Genomic DNA, 17,671 nt, shown 5'->3' with positions numbered 1-17,671 from the left:
TCCTGGCCAGCGGTGGCCGTCAGGTCCGCGACACCGAGTTCGCCGTCGTCCGCGCCGGCCTGAACTACAAGTTCGGCTCGTACTAGGACCCGACCGGCACTCCCTCGGAGCGCCACCGGACTCCCGTCATCGTGAGAAGCCCGGCCGAAAGGCCGGGCTTTTTCGTTTGCGCGGGACCGTCACGCCGATGCCATGGGCGGTCGCTAGGAGGCGGGTTTCTGAAGGATTCACGGAGCCGATCGATGACGCAGCCGACGCGAACCCGCTCGCAGGCGGCCGAGGCCGCCGAGGATGCCGGCTCGAACACCAGCCCCAATGCCACCTTCGGGGATGTCGTCGCCGCGCGCTTCGACCGGCGCGACCTGCTGCGCGGCCTCCTCGGTGTCGGCGCCATCGCCGCCGTGGTGACGCCCCGTGCCCTGGCCGCAGGGGAGGCCCGAGCCGCCCAAGGTCTCGCCGCTCAAGGTCTCGCCGCTCGGGATCCGTCGCCGACGCGCTTCCCCTTCGCCGAGATCGAAGCCGGTTCGGATACGCACCATCACGTGGCGGCGGGGCACGACGCCGAGATCCTCATCCGCTGGGGCGACCCCGTGCTGCCGGGCGCCCCGGCCTTCGACCCACGCAACCAGTCGGCCGCCGCGCAAGCGCAGCAGTTCGGCTACAACAACGACTTCGTCGGCTACTTCCCCATGCCGGGGGCCGCCGACCCGGCCGCCCACGGGCTCCTGGTGGTCAACCACGAGTACACCAACGAGGAGCTCATGTTTCCCGGCCTCGGGCGCCAGGACATCCGGGATGTGGCCTTCGCGGGGATGACGAAGGAACTCGTCGGGATCGAGATGGCGGCCCATGGCGGCTCGGTCCTCGAGATCCGGCGCACGGACGGCCGCTGGGCCGTAGTGCCGGATTCGCGATACGCCCGCCGCATCACCGCCGAGACGCCGATGGTGCTCACCGGCCCCGCCGCCGGCTCCGAACGGCTGAGGACCGCCGCCGACCCCACGGGCCGCGCCGTCCACGGCATGATCAACAACTGCGCCGGCGGCACGACCCCGTGGGGCACGTGGCTCACCTGCGAGGAGAACATCAACTACTACTTCTCGGGCGCCCTGCCGAAGGATTCCGCCGAGGCCGCCAACCACACGCGCTTCAACCTGCCGAACTCCGCCTATGCCTGGGGCCGCTTCCACGACCGCTTCGACATCGGGGCGACGCCCCACGAGCCCAACCGCTTCGGCTGGGTGGTCGAGATCGATCCGTTCGATCCGACTTCCGTCCCGAAGAAGCGCACCGCCATGGGCCGGTTCAAGCACGAGGGGGCGGCCGGCATCGTCGCCAGGCAAGGACAATACGTCGTCTACCAGGGCGACGACGAGCGCTTCGATTACGTCTACAAGTTCGTCACCGCGGGCCGGGTCGATAGCGGCGACCGCGATCTCCTCGATTCCGGCACCCTCCATGTCGCCCGGTTCGACCCCGACGGGCGCGGGGCCTGGATGCCCCTGGTGTTCGGTGAGGGACCTCTGACGCCCGCCAACGGCTTTGCCAGCCAGGCCGATGTGCTCATCGGCGCGCGGCTGGCTGCCGATCTCCTGGGCGCCACCAAGATGGACCGCCCGGAGGACGTCGAGGCCAACGCGAAGACCGGCAAGGTCTACGTGATGCTGACCAACAACGGGAAGCGCAAACCTGATCAGGTCGACGCCGTGAACCCCCGCGCCGACAACCGCTTCGGCCACATCGTCGAACTCACCCCCGACGATGGCGACCACGCCGCCCTCGGGTTCGCCTGGGAGATTCTGGTGCGCTGCGGCGATCCCGCCATCGCGGCCGTCGGCGCCACCTTCTCGTCGGCGACGACGAAGGACGGCTGGTTCGGTATGCCGGACAATTGCGCCGTCGACGGGCAGGGACGCCTCTGGGTCGCCACCGACGGCAACTCGGCCTCGCGCACGGGCCGGGCCGACGGCATCTGGGCCATGGAGACGGAGGGGCAGGGGCGCGGAACGGGCAAGCACTTCTTCCGGGTGCCCTGCGGGGCCGAGATGTGCGGCCCCTACTTCACCCCCGACGACACCACCTTCTTCGTCGCCGTCCAGCATCCGGGCGAGGCCGACGAGGACGATCCCAAGGCCGCGCCCGCCACCTTCGAGGCACCCTCGACCCGCTGGCCGGACTTCGATCCGGCCCTGCCGCCGCGCCCGGCCGTGGTGGCGATCACCAGGCACGGCGGCGGGCGAGTCGGCACCTGAGTCTCGAATCGACCCCGGCCGTAAAGGGGTTCCCGCGACCGTCAGCCCTTCTTAACCAACCCCATCCCATGCAATGGGGTATCCTGCCCTGCAGGGCAGGGGGTGTGCGGCCCTTAGGGCAGGGGACCGTACCCCTGCCCCGAGGGTGAAGGCCCCTTTCTGTTTCCGGTTTGTTCCGGTATGGTCAGAGGATGAAGGCGAATGCTGCACGGTCCCCCTCTGCGATCCGGTCCGCGAAGCCCGCGGCCGTGCCATCCCCTGCGCGGAGCGATCCGGTGAGCGACCCCGCCCGCGACCTTTTCGCGAAGGGCAAGGTGCCCGCGCCCAAGCCGGCCGAGCGTCGCAAGCTCGAGGCTGCGATCGTCCCCGCGCCCTCGCCCGCCCTCTCGGCGGAGGCCGGCTACGACGCCTCCACCATCGAGGTGCTGGAAGGCCTGGAGCCGGTGCGCCGCCGCCCCGGCATGTATATCGGCGGCACCGACGAGCGCGCCCTGCACCACCTCTTCGCCGAGGTGATCGACAATTCCATGGACGAGGCGGTGGCGGGCCATGCCAGCTTCATCGAGGTTGAGCTTGAGGAGAGCGGCCACCTCGTGGTGACCGACAACGGGCGCGGCATCCCCGTCGACCCGCACCCGAAATACCCCAACAAGTCGGCGCTGGAGGTCATCATGACCGTCCTTCACGCGGGCGGTAAGTTCGATTCGAAGGTCTACGAGACCTCCGGCGGCCTGCACGGCGTCGGCATCTCGGTGGTCAACGCCCTGTCCGACGAGCTCGAGGTCGAGGTCGCCCGTGCCCAGACCCTCTACCGCCAGACCTTTTCGCGCGGCCACGTTCAGGGGCCCCTGGAGACCGTTGGCCGGGTGCAGAACCGGCGCGGCACCCGGGTGCGCTTCCATCCCGACCCGCAGATCTTCGGGGCGCTGAAGTTCGATCCGCGCCGCCTGTTCCGAATGGCCCGCTCCAAGGCCTACCTGTTCGGCGGCGTCGAGATCCGCTGGCGCTGCGCCCCCGCCCTGCTGGACGGGATCGACGATGTGCCGGCCGAGACCGTGCACCGCTTTCCCGGCGGCCTGCGCGACTATCTCGCCCGCGATCTCGAGGGCAAGGAACTCGTCACCGACGCGATCTTTTCGGGCAAGATCACCAAACCGGGCGGCCACGGGTCCCTGGAATGGGCGGTGGCCTGGATGGTGGTCGACGACGGCATTTCGGCCTCCTACTGCAACACGATCCCGACGGCGGAAGGCGGGACCCACGAGAGCGGCCTGCGCGTCGCCCTGCTGCGGGCCCTGCGCGAGCACGCCGAGCGCGTGAACCAGGCGAAACGCATGACGGCGGTCACCACCGACGACGTGATGGCGACCTGTGCCTCGATGCTGTCGGTCTTCATCCGCGAGCCGGAGTTCCAGGGCCAGACCAAGGACAAGCTCGCCACCGTCGAGGCGTCCCGCATCGTCGAGACGGCGATCCGCGACGCGTTCGACCATTGGCTCGCCGCCTCGCCGGCCCAAGCCAACAAGCTCCTCGACTGGGTGATCGACCGGGCCGAGGAGCGCCTGCGCCGTCGCCAGGAGAAGGAGGTCGCCCGCAAGTCCGCCACGCGCAAGCTGCGGCTCCCGGGCAAGCTCGCCGATTGTTCCAAGGCCGGCATGGCCGGCTCGGAGATCTTCATCGTCGAGGGCGACTCGGCCGGCGGCTCGGCCAAGCAGGCGCGCGACCGTGCCAGCCAAGCCATTCTTCCGTTGCGCGGAAAGATTCTCAACGTGGCCTCGGCGAGCCGGGACAAGCTCGGTGCCAACCAGCTCATCTCCGACCTGACCCAGGCGCTCGGCTGCGGCACCGGCAACGCGTTCCGCCTGGAGGACCTTCGCTACGAGAAGGTCATCATCATGACCGACGCCGACGTCGACGGCGCCCACATCGCCTCGCTGCTGATCACCTTCTTCTACCGGCAGATGCCCAAACTCATCGACAAGGGGCACCTCTACCTGGCGATCCCGCCGCTCTACCGGCTGACCCACGGTGCCAAGACGGCCTATGCCCGCGACGACGCCGACCGGGAGCGGGTGATCAAGACCGTGTTCAAGGGCGCCAAGGTCGAGATCGGCCGCTTCAAAGGTCTGGGCGAGATGATGCCGGCGCAGTTGAAGGAGACCACCATGGACCCGAAGAAGCGCACACTCCTGCGCGTCGGGGTTCTGGAGGATGCCCGCGTCTCCACGGGGGACGCCGTGGAGCGTCTCATGGGCAACAAGCCCGAAGCCCGCTTCGCCTTCATCTCCGAACGCGCGGCCTTCGCCGACGGGGCCGAGCTGGATATCTGATCCGGCTCCGGGCCGATCGCCCGGAGCGAAGGGGCTCCGGGCCCCGAAGGGCATCGCCCTTCGCGGGTCCAGGGCTGGCCCTGGACATCGTGTCGGGCTCTGCCCGGCACGTGCCGAAGGGATGATCCCTTCGGAAACCCGGAATCCCGGATCAGGCCTTCTTGGCCGCCGCCTTGCGCGGGGGCGCGGGTTTGGCCGCCTTGGTGGGGGCCTCGGCGTCGGCCTTCTTCGCGGGGGCCTTGCGCGTCACGGTTTTCTTCACCGGCGCGTCGCCCGCGTCGTCCACCTTTTTCGCGGCTGCCTTCTTCGCCGGCGCTTTCTTGGCGGTGGCCGACTTCGCCGCCGTCTTGCGGGTCGGGGCCCGCTTCTTGCCGCCGCCCGACGCCTCGCGGGCGGCGATGAGCTCCAGGGCCTGGGGGAGGTCGATGTCCTCCGCCGCCTGGGTCTTCGGCAGGGTCGCGTTGGTGGTGCCGTCGGTGACGTAGGGGCCGTACTTGCCCGATTTCACCACGATGGGCTTGCCCGTCTCGGGGTGGTTGCCGAGCGCCCGGCCCGGATCGGCGGCAGGCCCGCGCCGGCCCCCGCCCTGCTCCTTGGCGACGATGATGTCGATGGCCCGGTTGGCGCCGATCTCCAGCACGTCGTCGTCGCGACCGAGATTCGCGTACATCTTGCCGTGCTGCACGTAGGGCCCGAACCGGCCGAGATTGGCCAGGATCGGCTCGCCGGTCTCGGGGTGTTTCGCCACCTCGCGCGGCAGGGACAGCAGCTTCAGGGCCTTCTCCAGATCGACGCTCGACGGGCTGAGGCCCTTCGGGATCGAGGAGCGCTTGGGCTTGGCCGCCTCCTTGTCCGTCGAGGCCTCGCCGAGCTGCACGAACGGGCCGAAGCGGCCGTCGCGCACGGTGACGGCGAGCCCCGAGACCGGATCGGTGCCGAGCACCCGGGTGCCGGGCTGGCCGCCGTTCTCCGACGAGCCGTCGCCGTCGCCGTCGACGCCAGAGGCGGCGAGCTGGCGGGTGTACTTGCACTCGGGGTAGTTCGAGCAGCCCACGAAGGCGCCGAACTTGCCGAGCTTGAGCGAGAGCTGGCCGGCTCCGCAGGTCGGGCAGGTGCGCGGGTTCGAGCCGTCGGCCTTCTCGGGGAAGATGTGGGCGCCGAGCAGGTCGTTCAGGGCGTCGAGAACTTCGGTGACGCGCAGTTCCTTGGTGCCCGCGATGGCGGCCGAGAAGTCCTTCCAGAAATCGCGCAGGACCTCGCGCCAGTCGATCTCGGCGTTGGACACCCGGTCGAGCTGGCCTTCGAGGTCGGCTGTGAAATCGTACTCGACGTAGCGCTTGAAGAAACTCTCGAGGAAGCCGGTGACGAGGCGGCCCTTGTCCTCGGCCACCAGGCGCTTCTTCTCGATTTTCACGTATTCGCGGTCGCGCAGGGTCTGCAGGATCGCCGCGTAGGTGGAGGGCCGGCCGATGCCGAGTTCCTCCATGCGCTTGACGAGGCTGGCCTCGGAGTAGCGCGGCGGCGGCTCGGTGAAGTGCTGGGTCGAGGCGATGCGCTCGCGCTTGAGGGCGTCCCCGGCCTTCATCGGCGGCAGGCGACGGCCGTCCTCGTCCTCCTCGTCGTCCTTGCCCTCCTGGTAGAGGGTGAGGAAGCCGTCGAACTTCACGACTTGCCCGGTCGCCCTGAGGTCGAGCCTGCGCGGGCCGACGCTCGCCACGATGTCCACCGTGGTGCGCTCCAGTTCGGCCGATTCCATCTGGCTCGCCACCGTGCGGGTCCAGATGAGTTCGTAGAGCTTGGCCTGCTCGGCATCCACCGTGCGGGCGACGGTCTTGGGCAGCCGGCCCATGTCGGTGGGGCGCACGGCCTCGTGGGCCTCCTGCGCGTTCTTGGCCTTGGTGCTGTACTTGCGCGGCGCCCCCGGCAGGTAGCGCTCGCCGTATTCCTTGGCGATCACCTGCCGCGCGTCGGCGATGGCTTCGGGCGCCATGTCGACGCCGTCCGTCCGCATGTAGGTGATGAGACCCACGGTCTCGCCGCCGATCTCGACGCCCTCGTAGAGCTTCTGGGCCGCCCGCATGGTCTGGGCCGGGGCCATCCCGAGTTTGCGCGAGGCCTCCTGCTGCAGGGTCGAGGTGGTGAAGGGCGGGGCGGGGTGGCGCTTGGCCGGCTTGGCCTCGACGCTGCCGACGGAGAACGTCGCGAGTTCGAGGTCGCGCTTGAACGCCGCCGCCTCTTCGCCGGTGCCGACGTCGAGGCGCTGGATCTTCCGGCCGTCCGCGCCCGTGAGCCGGGCCTCGAACACCGCGCCGGTGTCGGTCGTCAGGGTCGCGACGAGGGACCAGTACTCGCGCGGTTTGAACACTTCGATCTCGCGTTCGCGCTCGCAGACGAGGCGGAGCGCCACGGACTGGACGCGGCCGGCCGAGCGGGCGCCCGGCAGCTTGCGCCACAGCACCGGCGAGAGGTTGAAGCCGACGAGGTAGTCCAGCGCCCGGCGGGCCAGGTAGGCGTCGACCAGGGCCTGGTCGATCTGGCGCGGGTTGCGCATGGCGGTGTCCACCGCCGCCTTGGTGATGGCGTTGAAGGTCACCCGCTCCACGTGCATGCCCTTCAGGGCGCGCCGGGCGTTGAGCGCCTCGACCACGTGCCAGGAGATGGCCTCGCCTTCGCGGTCCGGATCGGTCGCGAGGATCAGGCCGTCGGCACCTTTGAGCGCCTTGACGATGTCCGAGACCCGCTTCGAGCCGCGCTCGTCGAGCTCCCACAGCATGTGGAAGTCGGCTTCCGGATCGACGGAGCCGTCCTTGGCCGGCAGGTCGCGGATGTGGCCGAACGAGGCGAGGACCTCGTAGTCGCGGCCGAGGTACTTGTTGATCGTCTTGGCCTTGGCCGGCGACTCGACGACGACAACTTTCATGGAGGGATTCCGAGCCTCTCGAGAGGGCCTTGGTCCGACAACGACCGGTTGCGCGCTTGCGCACGCTGCGGTGGATGCGGCAAGGCGGACCGCCTGCCGGGGCAGGGGCCTTTTGCGGGGCATGAAGTGGGTTAACCCTCGGGCGATGTCAAATGGGGACACTTTGCCGGCTGCGTCGCGCGCCTCCGAATGACCTCCGTCTTGCGGGCGCGGCGCACCCGCTGTAGCGCTGACCCCCGTGATGACCAGCGCCCCGACTCCGCCCGGCTTCCCCCACCGCCATCTCCTCGGCATCGAGGGCCTGTCGCGCCCCGACATCGAGGCCCTGCTGGAGCGGGCCGACGCCGCCGTGGCGCTGTCGCGGCAGGTGGAGAAGAAGCGCACGACCTTGCGCGGGCGCACGCAGATCAACCTGTTCTTCGAGCCCTCCACCCGGACGCAGGCCTCGTTCGAGCTCGCCGGCAAGCGGCTGGGCGCCGACGTCATGAACATGTCGGTGGCCTCCTCGTCGGTGAAGAAGGGCGAGACCCTCGTCGACACCGCCGCGACCCTCAACGCCATGCGCCCCGACATCATCGTGGTGCGCCACCACGCGGCCGGCGCCGTGCATCTCCTCGCCCGCAAGGTCGATTGCGCCGTGGTCAATGCCGGCGACGGCGCCCATGAACATCCGACCCAGGCGCTGCTCGACGCCCTCACCATCCGCCGCAACAAGGGCCGGATCGAGGGCCTCACGGTCGCCATCTGCGGCGACGTCCTGCATTCGCGCGTCGCCCGCTCCAACATCATCCTGCTTCAGGCGCTCGGCGCCCGGGTGCGGGTGATCGGTCCGTCCACCTTGCTTCCCACGGGCCTCGACCGATTCGGCGTCGCGGTGTTCACCGACATGCGCAAGGGGCTGGCGGGGGCCGACATCGTCATGATGCTGCGCCTGCAGCGCGAGCGCATGAACGGCTCCTTCGTGCCTTCGGTGAAAGAGTACTTCCGCTATTTCGGCCTCGACGGCGACAAGCTGGCGCTGGCTGCCCCCGATGCCCTGGTGATGCATCCGGGGCCGATGAACCGCGGCGTCGAGATCTCTTCGGAGGTCGCAGACGGGGCGCAATCCCTCATCCGCGAGCAGGTCGAGATGGGGGTGGCCGTGCGGATGGCCGTGCTCGAAGCCCTCGCGACGCACCTGCCGAACGCTTGACATGCCTCCGCGCGACTTCGACCTTGATATTCAAGCGATCCGCAAGCGCCTGGAGCGGGAGGGCTGGCGGATACGTCCCTCGAAGGGGCCACACGACATCTATACCTATCAGGACCGGCCGAACGTCGCCGTGCCGCGCGGTCGGGGCGATCTTTCACCGGGAACGGCGCGTTCGATCGCCCGCAATGCGGGCTGGCTCGACGGGAGCAAGACGCCATGACAGCCTATATCGGCATCCTCGAGAAGGAGTCCGGAACCCTGTGGGGCATCTGGTTTCCGGATCTACCCGGCTGCATCGCCGCGGCTGGGACGGCTGAGGAGACCATATCCCAGGCGGGGGAAGCGCTCGGTCAATGGCTCTCCCTCATGCGAGAGGACGGCGAAACCCCGCCCACACCGCGGACCATCGAGGAGCTTCGGGGCGATTCCGATTTTGCCGAAGCCCTGGCTGAAGGGCACATGACCATCGTCATCCGCCCCCCCGTCGATGAGCTCGACCTCGACGACGGTCAGTTGCGGGCCGTGGACGAGGCGGCCGAGCGACGCGGCCTTTCACGGCGCGGCGTCGTCCGCGCCTTCGTTCTCAGCCAGATTTCGGGATGAGCGTGCCCCCCCTTCTCCTCACCAACGCCACCCTGTGCGATCCGGCGAGCGGACGGCAGGCCCCCGGCCACGTCCTCGTGCGCGACGGGCGCATCGGTGACCTCGCCTGGGGCGCCGCCCCGGTCGCCCCCGAGGGGGCCGAGACCGTCGACTGCGGCGGGCACGTCCTCGCCCCCGGCCTCGTCGACCTGCGCGCCTTCGTCGGCGAGCCCGGCGCCGAGCACCGCGAGACCCTGGCCTCCGCCAGCGCGGCCGCCGCCGCCGGCGGGGTCACCACCCTGGTGTGCATGCCCGACACCAACCCGGTCATCGACGGGCCGGCCATCGTCGACTTCGTCCTGCGCCGGGCCCGCGACACGGCCTGCGTCACGGTGCTGCCGGCCGCCGCCATCACCAAGGGCCTCGCGGGCCGCGAGATGACGGAATTCGGCCTGCTGCAGGAGGCCGGGGCGGTGGCCTTCACCGACGGCCTCAAGGCCGTGACCAACGCCCAGGTCCTGCGCCGGGCCCTCACCTACGCCCGGGATTTCGACGCGCTGATCATGCAGCACGTCGAGGAGCCCGACCTCGTCGGCGAGGGGGTGATGAACGAGGGCGAGATGGCCTCCCGGCTCGGGCTCATCGGCATTCCGCGCGAGGCCGAGACGGTGATGCTGGAGCGCGACATCCGCCTCGTGCGCCTCACCGGTGCCCGCTATCACGCGGCGATGATCTCCTGCGCCGATTCCATCGAGATCGTGCGGCGGGCCAAGGAGGACGGCCTGCCCGTCACCTGCGGCGCGTCCGTGAACAACCTCGTCCTCAACGAGGGCGACATCGGCCATTACCGCACCTTCTGCCGGCTCTCGCCGCCGCTCCGCCACGAGAGCGACCGCCTCGCCCTGGTGGCGGCCCTGAACGAGGGCGTGGTCGACGTGATCGTCTCCGATCACAACCCGCAGGACGTCGAGACCAAGCGCCTGCCCTTCGCCGAGGCCGCCGACGGGGCGCTCGGCATCGAGACCCTGCTGGGCGCCGCCCTGCGCCTCGTGCACACCGGCGACATCGCCCTGCCACGCCTGCTCGCCGCACTGACGACGCATCCGGCAAAGATCCTCCGCCGCGAGGCCGGACGCCTCGCTGTCGGCGCGCCGGCCGACCTCGTGCTCATCGACCCGGACGTGCCCTACATCCTCGACAAGCGCCGCCTGAAGTCGCGCTCGAAGAACTCGCCCTTCGACGAGGCGCGCCTCCAGGGCGCGGCCCTGCTCACCCTCGTCGGCGGGCGCATCGTGTTCCGGGACGGGGGCTTCGCGTGACCTACGCCGAGGCCGCCTCCGTGCCGATGCTGCTGGCGGGTCTCGCCGGGGGCTACCTCCTCGGTTCGATCCCCTTCGGCCTGATCTTCACCCGCATGGCCGGTCTCGGGGACGTGCGCGCCATCGGCTCGGGCAACATCGGCGCCACCAACGTCCTGCGCACGGGCCGCAAGGGGCTGGCCGCCGCGACGCTCCTGGGGGATGCCCTCAAGGGAACGGCGGCCGTGCTCATCGGTCTCCGGTTCAACCTGGAGCCGGCCCTGGCGGCGGGGCTCGGCGCTTTCCTCGGCCACCTGTTCCCGGTCTGGCTCGGGTTCAAGGGCGGCAAGGGGGTCGCGACCTTCCTGGGCGTGCTCCTGGCGCTGAGTCCGGTGGCGCTCGCCGCCTTCGCGGCGATCTGGCTCGGCCTCGCCTTCGGCCTGCGGTACTCGTCGCTGGCGGCGCTGGCCGCCTCGGCCGCCACGCCCGTCGTCCTGTGGGCGCTCGGACAGCCAGGGGTTGCATGGCTCTTCCTCCTGCTCGCAGCCCTGCTATGGTGGAAGCACGCGCCCAACATCCGCCGGCTCCTCGCCGGCACCGAAGGGCGCATCGGGCAGAAGGGCTGAGGACCACCGACGCCGCCCGACCGTGATGGGGCAGGGCGATGCAACTCAACGATGCCCAGCGCCTCGACTGGCTCCGTCTCATCCGCGCCGAGGGCATCGGCCCGCGCACCTTCCGCACCCTCATCAACCGCTTCGGCGGGGCCGGCGCCGCCCTGGAGGCGTTGCCGAACATCACCGGCCGCGCCGGCCGGCGGGTCACGCCGCCGACCCGGGCGCAGGCCGAAGCCGAACTCGCCGCCGCGGCCCGCATCGGCGCCCGTCTCGTGGCCTCGGGCGAGGCCGACTATCCAAAACTCCTCCAGGCGGCGGATTCCGCGCCGCCGCTCCTCGCCGTGCGGGGCGACCCGGCCATCCTGAACCGGCCGGCGGTCGCCATCGTGGGTTCGCGCAACGCCTCGGCCGCCGGCCTGAGCGTCACCGAGCGCCTCGCCCGGGACCTCGGCGCAGCCGGTCTCGTGGTGGTCTCGGGGCTGGCCCGCGGCATCGACGCCCGCGCCCACAAGGCCGCCCTCCTGCCCGGCACCGTGGCGGTGCTGGCCGGGGGGCACGACCGGATCTATCCGGCGAACCACGCCGCCCTCGTCGAGGCGATCCTGGAGGCGGGCGGGGCGGTGGTGGCCGAGATGCCCATGGGCTGGGAGCCGCGGGGCCGCGATTTCCCCCGGCGCAACCGCATCATCTCGGGCCTCAGTCTCGGCACCGTCGTGGTCGAGGCGGCGCGGCGCTCGGGCTCCCTCATCACCGCGCGCTTCGCCCTGGAACAGGGCCGCGAGGTCTTCGCCGTGCCGGGCTCGCCCCTCGACCCGCGCGCCGAGGGCACCAACGACCTCATCCGCCAGGGCGCCACCCTGGTGGCGGAGGCCGCTCACGTCCTCGAGGCTGTGGCCCCCCTCATCGAACGCGAGGCCTACGGTACGGAACCCCTCGCCCTCGACCGTCCCGATCTCGCCGACGCGCCGATCTTCTGGGACGAACTCGACGTCGACGGGATCGTGCTGCCGATGCCGGTGGACGCCCTCGAGCCGCCCGAGCCTGCGGACGACCGCGCCCGCCTCATCGGACTCCTCAGCCCGACCCCCATCGGCACCGACGACCTCGCCCGGGCCGCGGGCTTGAGCGTGCGCGTGGTGCAGACGACGCTCCTCGAACTCGAACTCGACGGGCGCATCGAGCGGCATGGGAGCGGGGCGGTGTCCCTGGTGGGGTGAGGGCGGCTCAGCGCAGATAGATCACGCTGTAGAGGGTGCGCCGCAGCTCGTCCTCCCGCAGCCAGACCCGGCCGTTGTCGCAGCGGCCGGCGATGTCCGGCCGCATCCGGGCGCAATACTCGCCGGTGTTGTCCTGGACGAGGTACTGGCACCCGCCCGCCGTCCGGCGCCGGCCGATGACGGCGCTGGAATGGTCGGCGGCGAGATCCGGGTCCTTCGGGTCGCGGTCCTGCAGGATGTACCAGCTGTAGCCGATGGTCGGCGCCCGGCCATGGTCGAGGGCGTAATCGACCCGGGCCAGCAGGCGGGTGATGTCCCGGGGCGCCGGCGGCCGGCCCGCCTCCAGCATCGCCATGAAGTCGAGCTGGTTGGCGGCGACACGCGTCGAGACCGGCAGCAGGGGCACGGGCAGGGGTATGCGCCGGCACAGGGTCTCGACCCGCGCAAGCCACGCGTCGTTGAAGGCGTCCGCCCGGCGCGAGCGGAGCTTGCCCACCGTCGCCCCGACGCGGCGCAGGCACTGGTTCGGCGCGCGCAAAGGAGCGCCGAAGCGCAGGGCCGCGTAGGTGGGTGTGAAATGCGCGTAGCCCTCGTGCGAGGGCAGGTCGCGCTCCTCGCACAGGCCGTCGAGGTTGTAGAGCAGGGCGGCGGCATCCTCCTCGCCGCCCTCCAGCTTGTCGAAGTAGGGCTGCAGGCCCGGGTTGCCGACGGGATTGATGTCGGCCGCGTTCCGGCTCCAGGCGATGTCGGCCGCATGGTTCGGATGCGCCCTCAGATGCGCCCGGAGTGCCGGATCGGGCAGGCCTTCGAGCCGGGCCGGATCGGCGAAGTAGAACTTGCCGGCCACATCCAGGGGCGAGACGGCCCGGCCGACGCGCTGGGAGATCATGTCGGCGGTGGCGTAGGCAAAGCAGATGGCGGTGTCGCCCTGGCCGATGGGAATCTCGGCAGGTTTGGGCGAGATCAGGGCGTCGCCCGGAAGCCGGTGCGTGCCGGGCGGCATGGCGATCCGCAACGGAGCGCACGCGGCGTTGCGGGCGTAGGCCGGCTGCGCGGGCAGGATGCGCGGATCGGGAGCCTGCGCCGGTGCGGCCGATCCCGTCGCGAGCAGCAGCAGGGCGCCACAGGCCGCCCGTGCGCGTCTCGCGGACCCGGCTCGGTTCACGTCCCGCTCGAACATTCCTGGCTCAACCCCGCAGATCTACCCTCAGACTCGCTAAAGCATCGGCCCGTGCAGGGGAATTCGGTTCGCGTCCGAAGCCCTCGAAACAACGCATCGGCCGGTTCGGCAGGGTTGCGTGCGCTTCGACACGTCACGCCAAGCTGACGCTCCCCATCTGTAGTTCAGACAGAGAGAGACGAACCGGTTTGTCGGTTCGACCTGCAAAGGAAACAGAGTATCACAATGAAGACCCGTATCGCCGCCATCGCCGCCGCTCTCGTGCTTGGCGTTGCTCCGATCTCGTCTGCGATGGCATTCGAGCGCCCCGCGCGCGACACTGCGTTCACCCCCTACGATGTCGAGACGACCGGTTCGATCAACGCTCCGTCCCGGGTGCCGTCATACGGTGGCTGCCCGATGAGCTCGGCCGCCGAGGGCAACGCCAATCAGCAGAATTTTCCGGTCATGCAGTACGGCCAGACCTCCGGCGGCAACCGTTGCTGATCCGGACGGAGGCGGTGACACCCATGGTCCTGAAGGGCTTCTCCTACGCGATGATCGGCGCCTTCGCGGGCGGCCTGATCTTCACCCTGGTCGGCGCGTCCCAGGCGATGCTGGCCTCGTAGCGCGCACGGTGCCGCGGGGGCGGGCCGACGCCGACACCATTGGGCTCGAGAGACGGGCGGCGGGGCGAAAGCTCCGCCGCCGACGCGTGCGGGCCCCGCACCTCACGCGTCGTCCGCCGCCTCGTCCGCCAGCACCCCCCGCATCTGATCGAGGCACCCCTGGAGGATGTAGGCGGCGGCCAGCATGTCGACCACGGCGCCGCGCTTGGCCCGCGAGGCGTCGGCGGCGATGAGGGCGCGGGTGACCGCGGCCGTGGACAGGCGCTCGTCGCAGAACAGGACCGGCAGGTCGAGGAGCGGCTTCAGGTTGCGCACGAAGGAGCGGGTGGATTGCACGCGCGGACCCTCGCTGCCGTCCATGTTGAGGGGCAGGCCCATGACGAGGCCGCCGACCCCGTGGGTCTCGCAGAGCTGGCGCAGGCGGGCGACATCGGGCGTGAACTTCACCCGGCGGATGGTCTCCAGGGGCGAGGCGATCTGGCGCCCGACATCCGACAGGGCGAGCCCGATGGTCTTGGTGCCGAGATCGATTCCGATGAGACGACGGCCGCCCTGCGACGCCTCCGCGAAGGCACGGATCTCGGCCTCGGTCATGTCGTTCGCTCTCCGCTGATCCGCCCCTCCTGATCGATCCGTGGCCGAGTGGCAATCCGGGCGCCCGCCGCCGTCAATGCGTGCTGGGGGCCGGATCGTCGCCCACGAAGGTCGAGGGCAGGGGGGCCGCACCCATGCCGAGGATGCCGCGCACGGTCGGCGTCTGCACCCGCCGCAGGAAGTCGCCGAGATCCGCCCCGCCGAAGCGCACGGATTCGAGGTCGGCGCCCATCACCCAGATCTCGTATTCGGGCCGCTCCGGGACGACATCCCAGAACAGGAACTCGCCCGCCTCCGAGCGGCCGAAGAAGCAGGCCCGCTCCACCACGGAGGGATCGTCGCCCTCCACCTCGAACCCATGGTCGGGACGATCCGACAGGACGGCGCCGATGCTGTGGGCCATGAGCTCCGCGCCGGTGACGAGGTCCGTCTCCGGAGCGGGACCGGGGATCAGGACGCGAAAATGACCGGCGGCAAGGCCTGCACCCCACCGCAGGCAGAAGTCCCGGTAGGAGGCGGGGAGGGGGAAGCCCAGCTCCGCCTCGGCGCGGGCGAGATCCGCCTCCCCCGAGACCGGTCCGGCCACACCCTGCGCGAACACCGTGTCCCACATGCCGTCGTCTCCGTGTCCATTAACCCTAAGCAAACGTCGCCCTGGCCTTGCCGGCACCGTCCGGTCATAGCATCGTTAACAAGGTGTTAACGTCGTGGGTGGTGCGTATGAACCTGTCCGGAACGAATCCCCCCGCCCCGGTTGCCCGCCGGACGATGCCGTTCCGGCACAAGCTGATGCTGCTCCTGGCCGTCGAGATCGTCGCCTTCGGCTTCCAGCAGGCCGAGCGCAACCCCCACAGGCCCGGCATCTCCGTGGAGGTGCCCGCCCGCGCCGGCCATATGATCGCCTGAGACGGGATCGCCCGGCGTTGCGAGCGCGCGAAGGCGGGTGCTATAGCCCGGCCGTGTTCCGTCGCGGTCGTCAAAGCCCCGGCGCATCCTCCTGGGGGCTCAAGGCAGCATGTCGGTCGACGCAACGACGGTGAGGCGCATCGCGCATCTGGCGCGCATCGCGGTGAGCGAGGACGAGGTCGCGCCGCTCCAGGGCGAGCTGAATGCGATCCTGGCCTTCGTCGAGCAACTCGGCGCCGTCGATGTGACGGGGATCGAGCCGATGACCTCGGTGACCCCCATGGCGATGAAGAAGCGCACCGATACGGTGACGGAGGGCGGCCACGCCGACGACATCGTCTTCAACGCGCCGGAGACCGAGGACCATTACTTCCTCGTTCCGAAGGTGGTCGAGTAGCGCCGCCACCGTTTTCGTGATGCCTCCTGGCAGGATCGTTCGGCGCCGAGACCGGCGACGGGGTCCGTCGGGATCTTGAGGACCGAACGCCCATGACCACCTTGAACGAACTCACCCTGGCCGACGCCCGCGACGGGCTCAAGGCCAAGGACTTCTCCGCCACCGATCTCGCGAAGGCGCATCTCGCCGCCATGGAGAAGGCGCGCGGCCTCAACGCCTACATCCTGGAGACGCCCGAGCGCGCGCTCGCCATGGCGGAGGTGGCCGACACCAAGATCGCCGCCGGCGCGGCGCGCCCCCTGGAGGGCATTCCGCTGGGCATCAAGGATCTGTTCTGCACCCACGGCGTCGCCACCACCGCCGGGTCCAAGATCCTCGAAGGCTTCCAGCCGCACTACGAATCGGCCGTGACGCACAACCTCTGGCGCGACGGCGCCGTGATGCTGGGCAAGCTCAACCTCGACGAGTTCGCCATGGGCTCGTCCAACGAGACCTCGGCCTACGGCGACACGATCTCGCCCTGGCGGCGCAACGGGTCCGACACCAAGCTGGTGCCGGGCGGCTCGTCGGGCGGCTCCGCCGCGGCCGTCGCCGCCCACCTGTGCCTCGGCGCCACCGCCACGGACACCGGCGGCTCCATCCGCCAGCCCGCCGCCTTCACCGGCACGGTGGGCATCAAGCCGACCTACGGGCGCTGCTCGCGCTGGGGCACGGTGGCCTACGCCTCGTCCCTCGATCAGGCCGGACCCATCGCCCGCACCGTGCGCGACTGCGCCATCCTGCTCGGCTCCATGGCCGGTCAGGACGCGCGGGACACCACCTGCGCCGATCTTCCCGTGCCGGACTTCGAGGCGGCGGTGTCGCGTGGCGTGAAGGGCCTCACCATCGGCATTCCGAAGGAGTACCGGGTCGAGGGCCTCTCCGCCGAGGTCCAGGCCCTGTGGGATCGCGGCGCCGAGATGCTGAAGGACGCGGGCGCCACGGTGCGCGAGATCTCCCTGCCGCACACACCCTACGCGCTGCCGGCCTACTACATCGTCGCCCCGGCCGAGGCCTCCTCCAATCTCGCCCGCTACGACGGCGTGCGCTACGGCCTGCGGGTGCCCGGCAAGGACATCGCCGGGATGTACGAGAACACCCGCGCGGCGGGCTTCGGCCGCGAGGTCAAGCGCCGGATCATGATCGGCACCTACGTGCTGTCGGCGGGCTATTACGACGCCTATTACGTCCGCGCCCAGAAGATCCGCACCCTGATCAAGCGCGACTTCGAGGAGGCCTACGCGTCGGGCATCGACGCGATCCTCACCCCCGCCACCCCGTCCGCCGCCTTCGGGCTCGGCGAGAAGGGCTCGGGCGACCCCGTCGAGATGTACCTGCAGGACGTGTTCACCATCACGGTGAACATGGCGGGGCTTCCCGGTCTCTCGGTGCCCGCCGGCCTCGATGCGCAGGGCCTGCCGCTGGGCCTCCAGCTCATCGGCCGGCCCTTCGACGAGGAGACCCTGTTCGCCGCCGCCCAGGTGATCGAGACGGCCGCCGGTCGGACCAAACTGCCGGCGGCGTGGTGGGCATGAAAGC

General features: G+C 70.4%; 17 protein-coding genes. 13 read left to right on the top strand and 4 right to left on the bottom strand.

The features are described 5' to 3' along the window. Positions 1–242: 242 nt before the first annotated feature. Together ASF27_RS07060 and parE are read left to right on the top strand one after the other, a co-directional pair. Positions 243–2,252, top strand: a complete 2,010-nt coding sequence (locus tag ASF27_RS07060; protein ID WP_056358829.1) for a PhoX family phosphatase — start codon at positions 243–245, stop codon at positions 2,250–2,252. A gap of 275 nt (positions 2,253–2,527) precedes the next feature. Beyond that, positions 2,528–4,582: a DNA topoisomerase IV subunit B gene (gene parE, locus ASF27_RS07055; RefSeq protein WP_056304095.1), complete on the top strand. Its 2,055-nt coding sequence runs from the start codon at positions 2,528–2,530 to the stop codon at positions 4,580–4,582. Positions 4,583–4,733: 151 nt separating this feature from the next. Here the strand turns inward: parE and topA are convergent, their stop codons facing one another. Next, positions 4,734–7,502: a type I DNA topoisomerase gene (topA, locus tag ASF27_RS07050; protein WP_056358826.1), complete on the bottom strand. Its 2,769-nt coding sequence runs from the start codon at positions 7,500–7,502 to the stop codon at positions 4,734–4,736. 241 nt (positions 7,503–7,743) lie between these two features. Here topA and ASF27_RS07045 point away from each other — a divergent pair, with 241 nt between their 5' ends. Genes ASF27_RS07045 through dprA form a run of 6 tightly spaced genes read left to right on the top strand, consistent with a single transcriptional unit; the run spans position 7,744 to position 12,408 of the window. Beyond that, entirely contained in the window at positions 7,744–8,694 is a 951-nt protein-coding gene (locus ASF27_RS07045) for an aspartate carbamoyltransferase catalytic subunit (RefSeq protein ID WP_056168362.1), read from the top strand. Position 8,695: 1 nt separating this feature from the next. Next, complete coding sequence (locus tag ASF27_RS07040; RefSeq protein WP_056358822.1) at positions 8,696–8,914, top strand: type II toxin-antitoxin system HicA family toxin; 219 nt, start codon at positions 8,696–8,698, stop codon at positions 8,912–8,914. Beyond that, the gene (locus ASF27_RS07035) at positions 8,911–9,297 is read left to right on the top strand and encodes a type II toxin-antitoxin system HicB family antitoxin (RefSeq protein ID WP_056358819.1); all 387 of its coding nucleotides are present in this window, start codon (positions 8,911–8,913) and stop codon (positions 9,295–9,297) included. The genes ASF27_RS07040 and ASF27_RS07035 overlap by 4 nt, the downstream gene beginning before the upstream one ends. A 2-nt stretch (positions 9,298–9,299) precedes the next feature. Beyond that, positions 9,300–10,595 (top strand): dihydroorotase, encoded by a 1,296-nt coding sequence (locus ASF27_RS07030; protein WP_156467479.1) that lies wholly within the window; start codon positions 9,300–9,302, stop codon positions 10,593–10,595. Then, positions 10,592–11,200 carry a glycerol-3-phosphate 1-O-acyltransferase PlsY gene (gene plsY / locus ASF27_RS07025; protein WP_244476584.1) on the top strand — a complete coding sequence of 203 codons (609 nt, stop codon included), beginning with the start codon at positions 10,592–10,594 and terminating at the stop codon, positions 11,198–11,200. Before ASF27_RS07030 ends, plsY begins: the two co-directional genes overlap by 4 nt. A gap of 38 nt (positions 11,201–11,238) precedes the next feature. Then, entirely contained in the window at positions 11,239–12,408 is a 1,170-nt protein-coding gene (gene dprA / locus ASF27_RS07020) for a DNA-processing protein DprA (protein ID WP_056168357.1), read from the top strand. A 7-nt stretch (positions 12,409–12,415) separates the two neighbouring features. Here dprA and ASF27_RS07015 read toward each other — a convergent pair whose 3' ends face one another. Beyond that, the gene (locus ASF27_RS07015) at positions 12,416–13,588 is read right to left on the bottom strand and encodes a hypothetical protein (RefSeq protein ID WP_056304088.1); all 1,173 of its coding nucleotides are present in this window, start codon (positions 13,586–13,588) and stop codon (positions 12,416–12,418) included. Between the two features lie 225 nt (positions 13,589–13,813). On the opposite strand from ASF27_RS07015, the gene ASF27_RS07010 reads away from it, so the two are divergent. Together ASF27_RS07010 and ASF27_RS23375 are read left to right on the top strand one after the other, a co-directional pair. Next, complete coding sequence (locus ASF27_RS07010; protein WP_056168343.1) at positions 13,814–14,074, top strand: hypothetical protein; 261 nt, start codon at positions 13,814–13,816, stop codon at positions 14,072–14,074. After that, positions 14,068–14,196: a hypothetical protein gene (locus tag ASF27_RS23375; RefSeq protein WP_277996067.1), complete on the top strand. Its 129-nt coding sequence runs from the start codon at positions 14,068–14,070 to the stop codon at positions 14,194–14,196. The genes ASF27_RS07010 and ASF27_RS23375 overlap by 7 nt, the downstream gene beginning before the upstream one ends. 102 nt (positions 14,197–14,298) lie before the next feature. On the opposite strand, the gene ruvX is transcribed toward ASF27_RS23375, so the two are convergent. Continuing rightward, entirely contained in the window at positions 14,299–14,790 is a 492-nt protein-coding gene (gene ruvX, locus ASF27_RS07005; RefSeq protein WP_056168338.1) for a Holliday junction resolvase RuvX, read from the bottom strand. 73 nt (positions 14,791–14,863) lie between these two features. Then, positions 14,864–15,403, bottom strand: a complete 540-nt coding sequence (locus ASF27_RS07000) for an SMI1/KNR4 family protein (RefSeq protein WP_056168335.1) — start codon at positions 15,401–15,403, stop codon at positions 14,864–14,866. 107 nt (positions 15,404–15,510) lie between these two features. Between ASF27_RS07000 and ASF27_RS22145 the strand changes: the two genes are divergently transcribed. The 3 genes from ASF27_RS22145 to gatA all read left to right on the top strand — a co-directional run bounded on the left by ASF27_RS22145 (position 15,511) and on the right by gatA (position 17,667). Further along, on the top strand, positions 15,511–15,696 hold the full coding sequence (locus ASF27_RS22145) for a hypothetical protein (protein WP_156368890.1): 186 nt from the start codon (positions 15,511–15,513) through the stop codon (positions 15,694–15,696). Between the two features lie 109 nt (positions 15,697–15,805). After that, complete coding sequence (gatC, locus tag ASF27_RS06995) at positions 15,806–16,093, top strand: Asp-tRNA(Asn)/Glu-tRNA(Gln) amidotransferase subunit GatC (protein ID WP_056168332.1); 288 nt, start codon at positions 15,806–15,808, stop codon at positions 16,091–16,093. Between the two features lie 92 nt (positions 16,094–16,185). Continuing rightward, positions 16,186–17,667, top strand: a complete 1,482-nt coding sequence (gatA, locus tag ASF27_RS06990) for an Asp-tRNA(Asn)/Glu-tRNA(Gln) amidotransferase subunit GatA (protein WP_056168329.1) — start codon at positions 16,186–16,188, stop codon at positions 17,665–17,667. Positions 17,668–17,671: the final 4 nt, after the last annotated feature.

The organism is Methylobacterium sp. Leaf102, from assembly GCF_001422425.1.
Lineage (GTDB): Bacteria > Pseudomonadota > Alphaproteobacteria > Rhizobiales > Beijerinckiaceae > Methylobacterium.
This window is presented reverse-complemented; position numbering and strand designations above follow the sequence as displayed.

Coding starts and splice junctions, on each gene's coding strand:
- ASF27_RS07000 (WP_056168335.1), bottom strand. CDS start 15,403: ATGTGGGACACGGTGTTCGCGCAGGGTGTGGCCGGACCGGTCTCGGGG.
- ASF27_RS07015 (WP_056304088.1), bottom strand. CDS start 13,588: ATGTTCGAGCGGGACGTGAACCGAGCCGGGTCCGCGAGACGCGCACGG.
- ASF27_RS07040 (WP_056358822.1), top strand. CDS start 8,696: ATGCCTCCGCGCGACTTCGACCTTGATATTCAAGCGATCCGCAAGCGC.
- ASF27_RS22145 (WP_156368890.1), top strand. CDS start 15,511: ATGAACCTGTCCGGAACGAATCCCCCCGCCCCGGTTGCCCGCCGGACG.
- topA (WP_056358826.1), bottom strand. CDS start 7,502: ATGAAAGTTGTCGTCGTCGAGTCGCCGGCCAAGGCCAAGACGATCAAC.
- ASF27_RS07035 (WP_056358819.1), top strand. CDS start 8,911: ATGACAGCCTATATCGGCATCCTCGAGAAGGAGTCCGGAACCCTGTGG.
- gatA (WP_056168329.1), top strand. CDS start 16,186: ATGACCACCTTGAACGAACTCACCCTGGCCGACGCCCGCGACGGGCTC.
- ASF27_RS07045 (WP_056168362.1), top strand. CDS start 7,744: ATGACCAGCGCCCCGACTCCGCCCGGCTTCCCCCACCGCCATCTCCTC.
- dprA (WP_056168357.1), top strand. CDS start 11,239: ATGCAACTCAACGATGCCCAGCGCCTCGACTGGCTCCGTCTCATCCGC.
- gatC (WP_056168332.1), top strand. CDS start 15,806: ATGTCGGTCGACGCAACGACGGTGAGGCGCATCGCGCATCTGGCGCGC.
- ASF27_RS07060 (WP_056358829.1), top strand. CDS start 243: ATGACGCAGCCGACGCGAACCCGCTCGCAGGCGGCCGAGGCCGCCGAG.
- ruvX (WP_056168338.1), bottom strand. CDS start 14,790: ATGACCGAGGCCGAGATCCGTGCCTTCGCGGAGGCGTCGCAGGGCGGC.
- ASF27_RS07010 (WP_056168343.1), top strand. CDS start 13,814: ATGAAGACCCGTATCGCCGCCATCGCCGCCGCTCTCGTGCTTGGCGTT.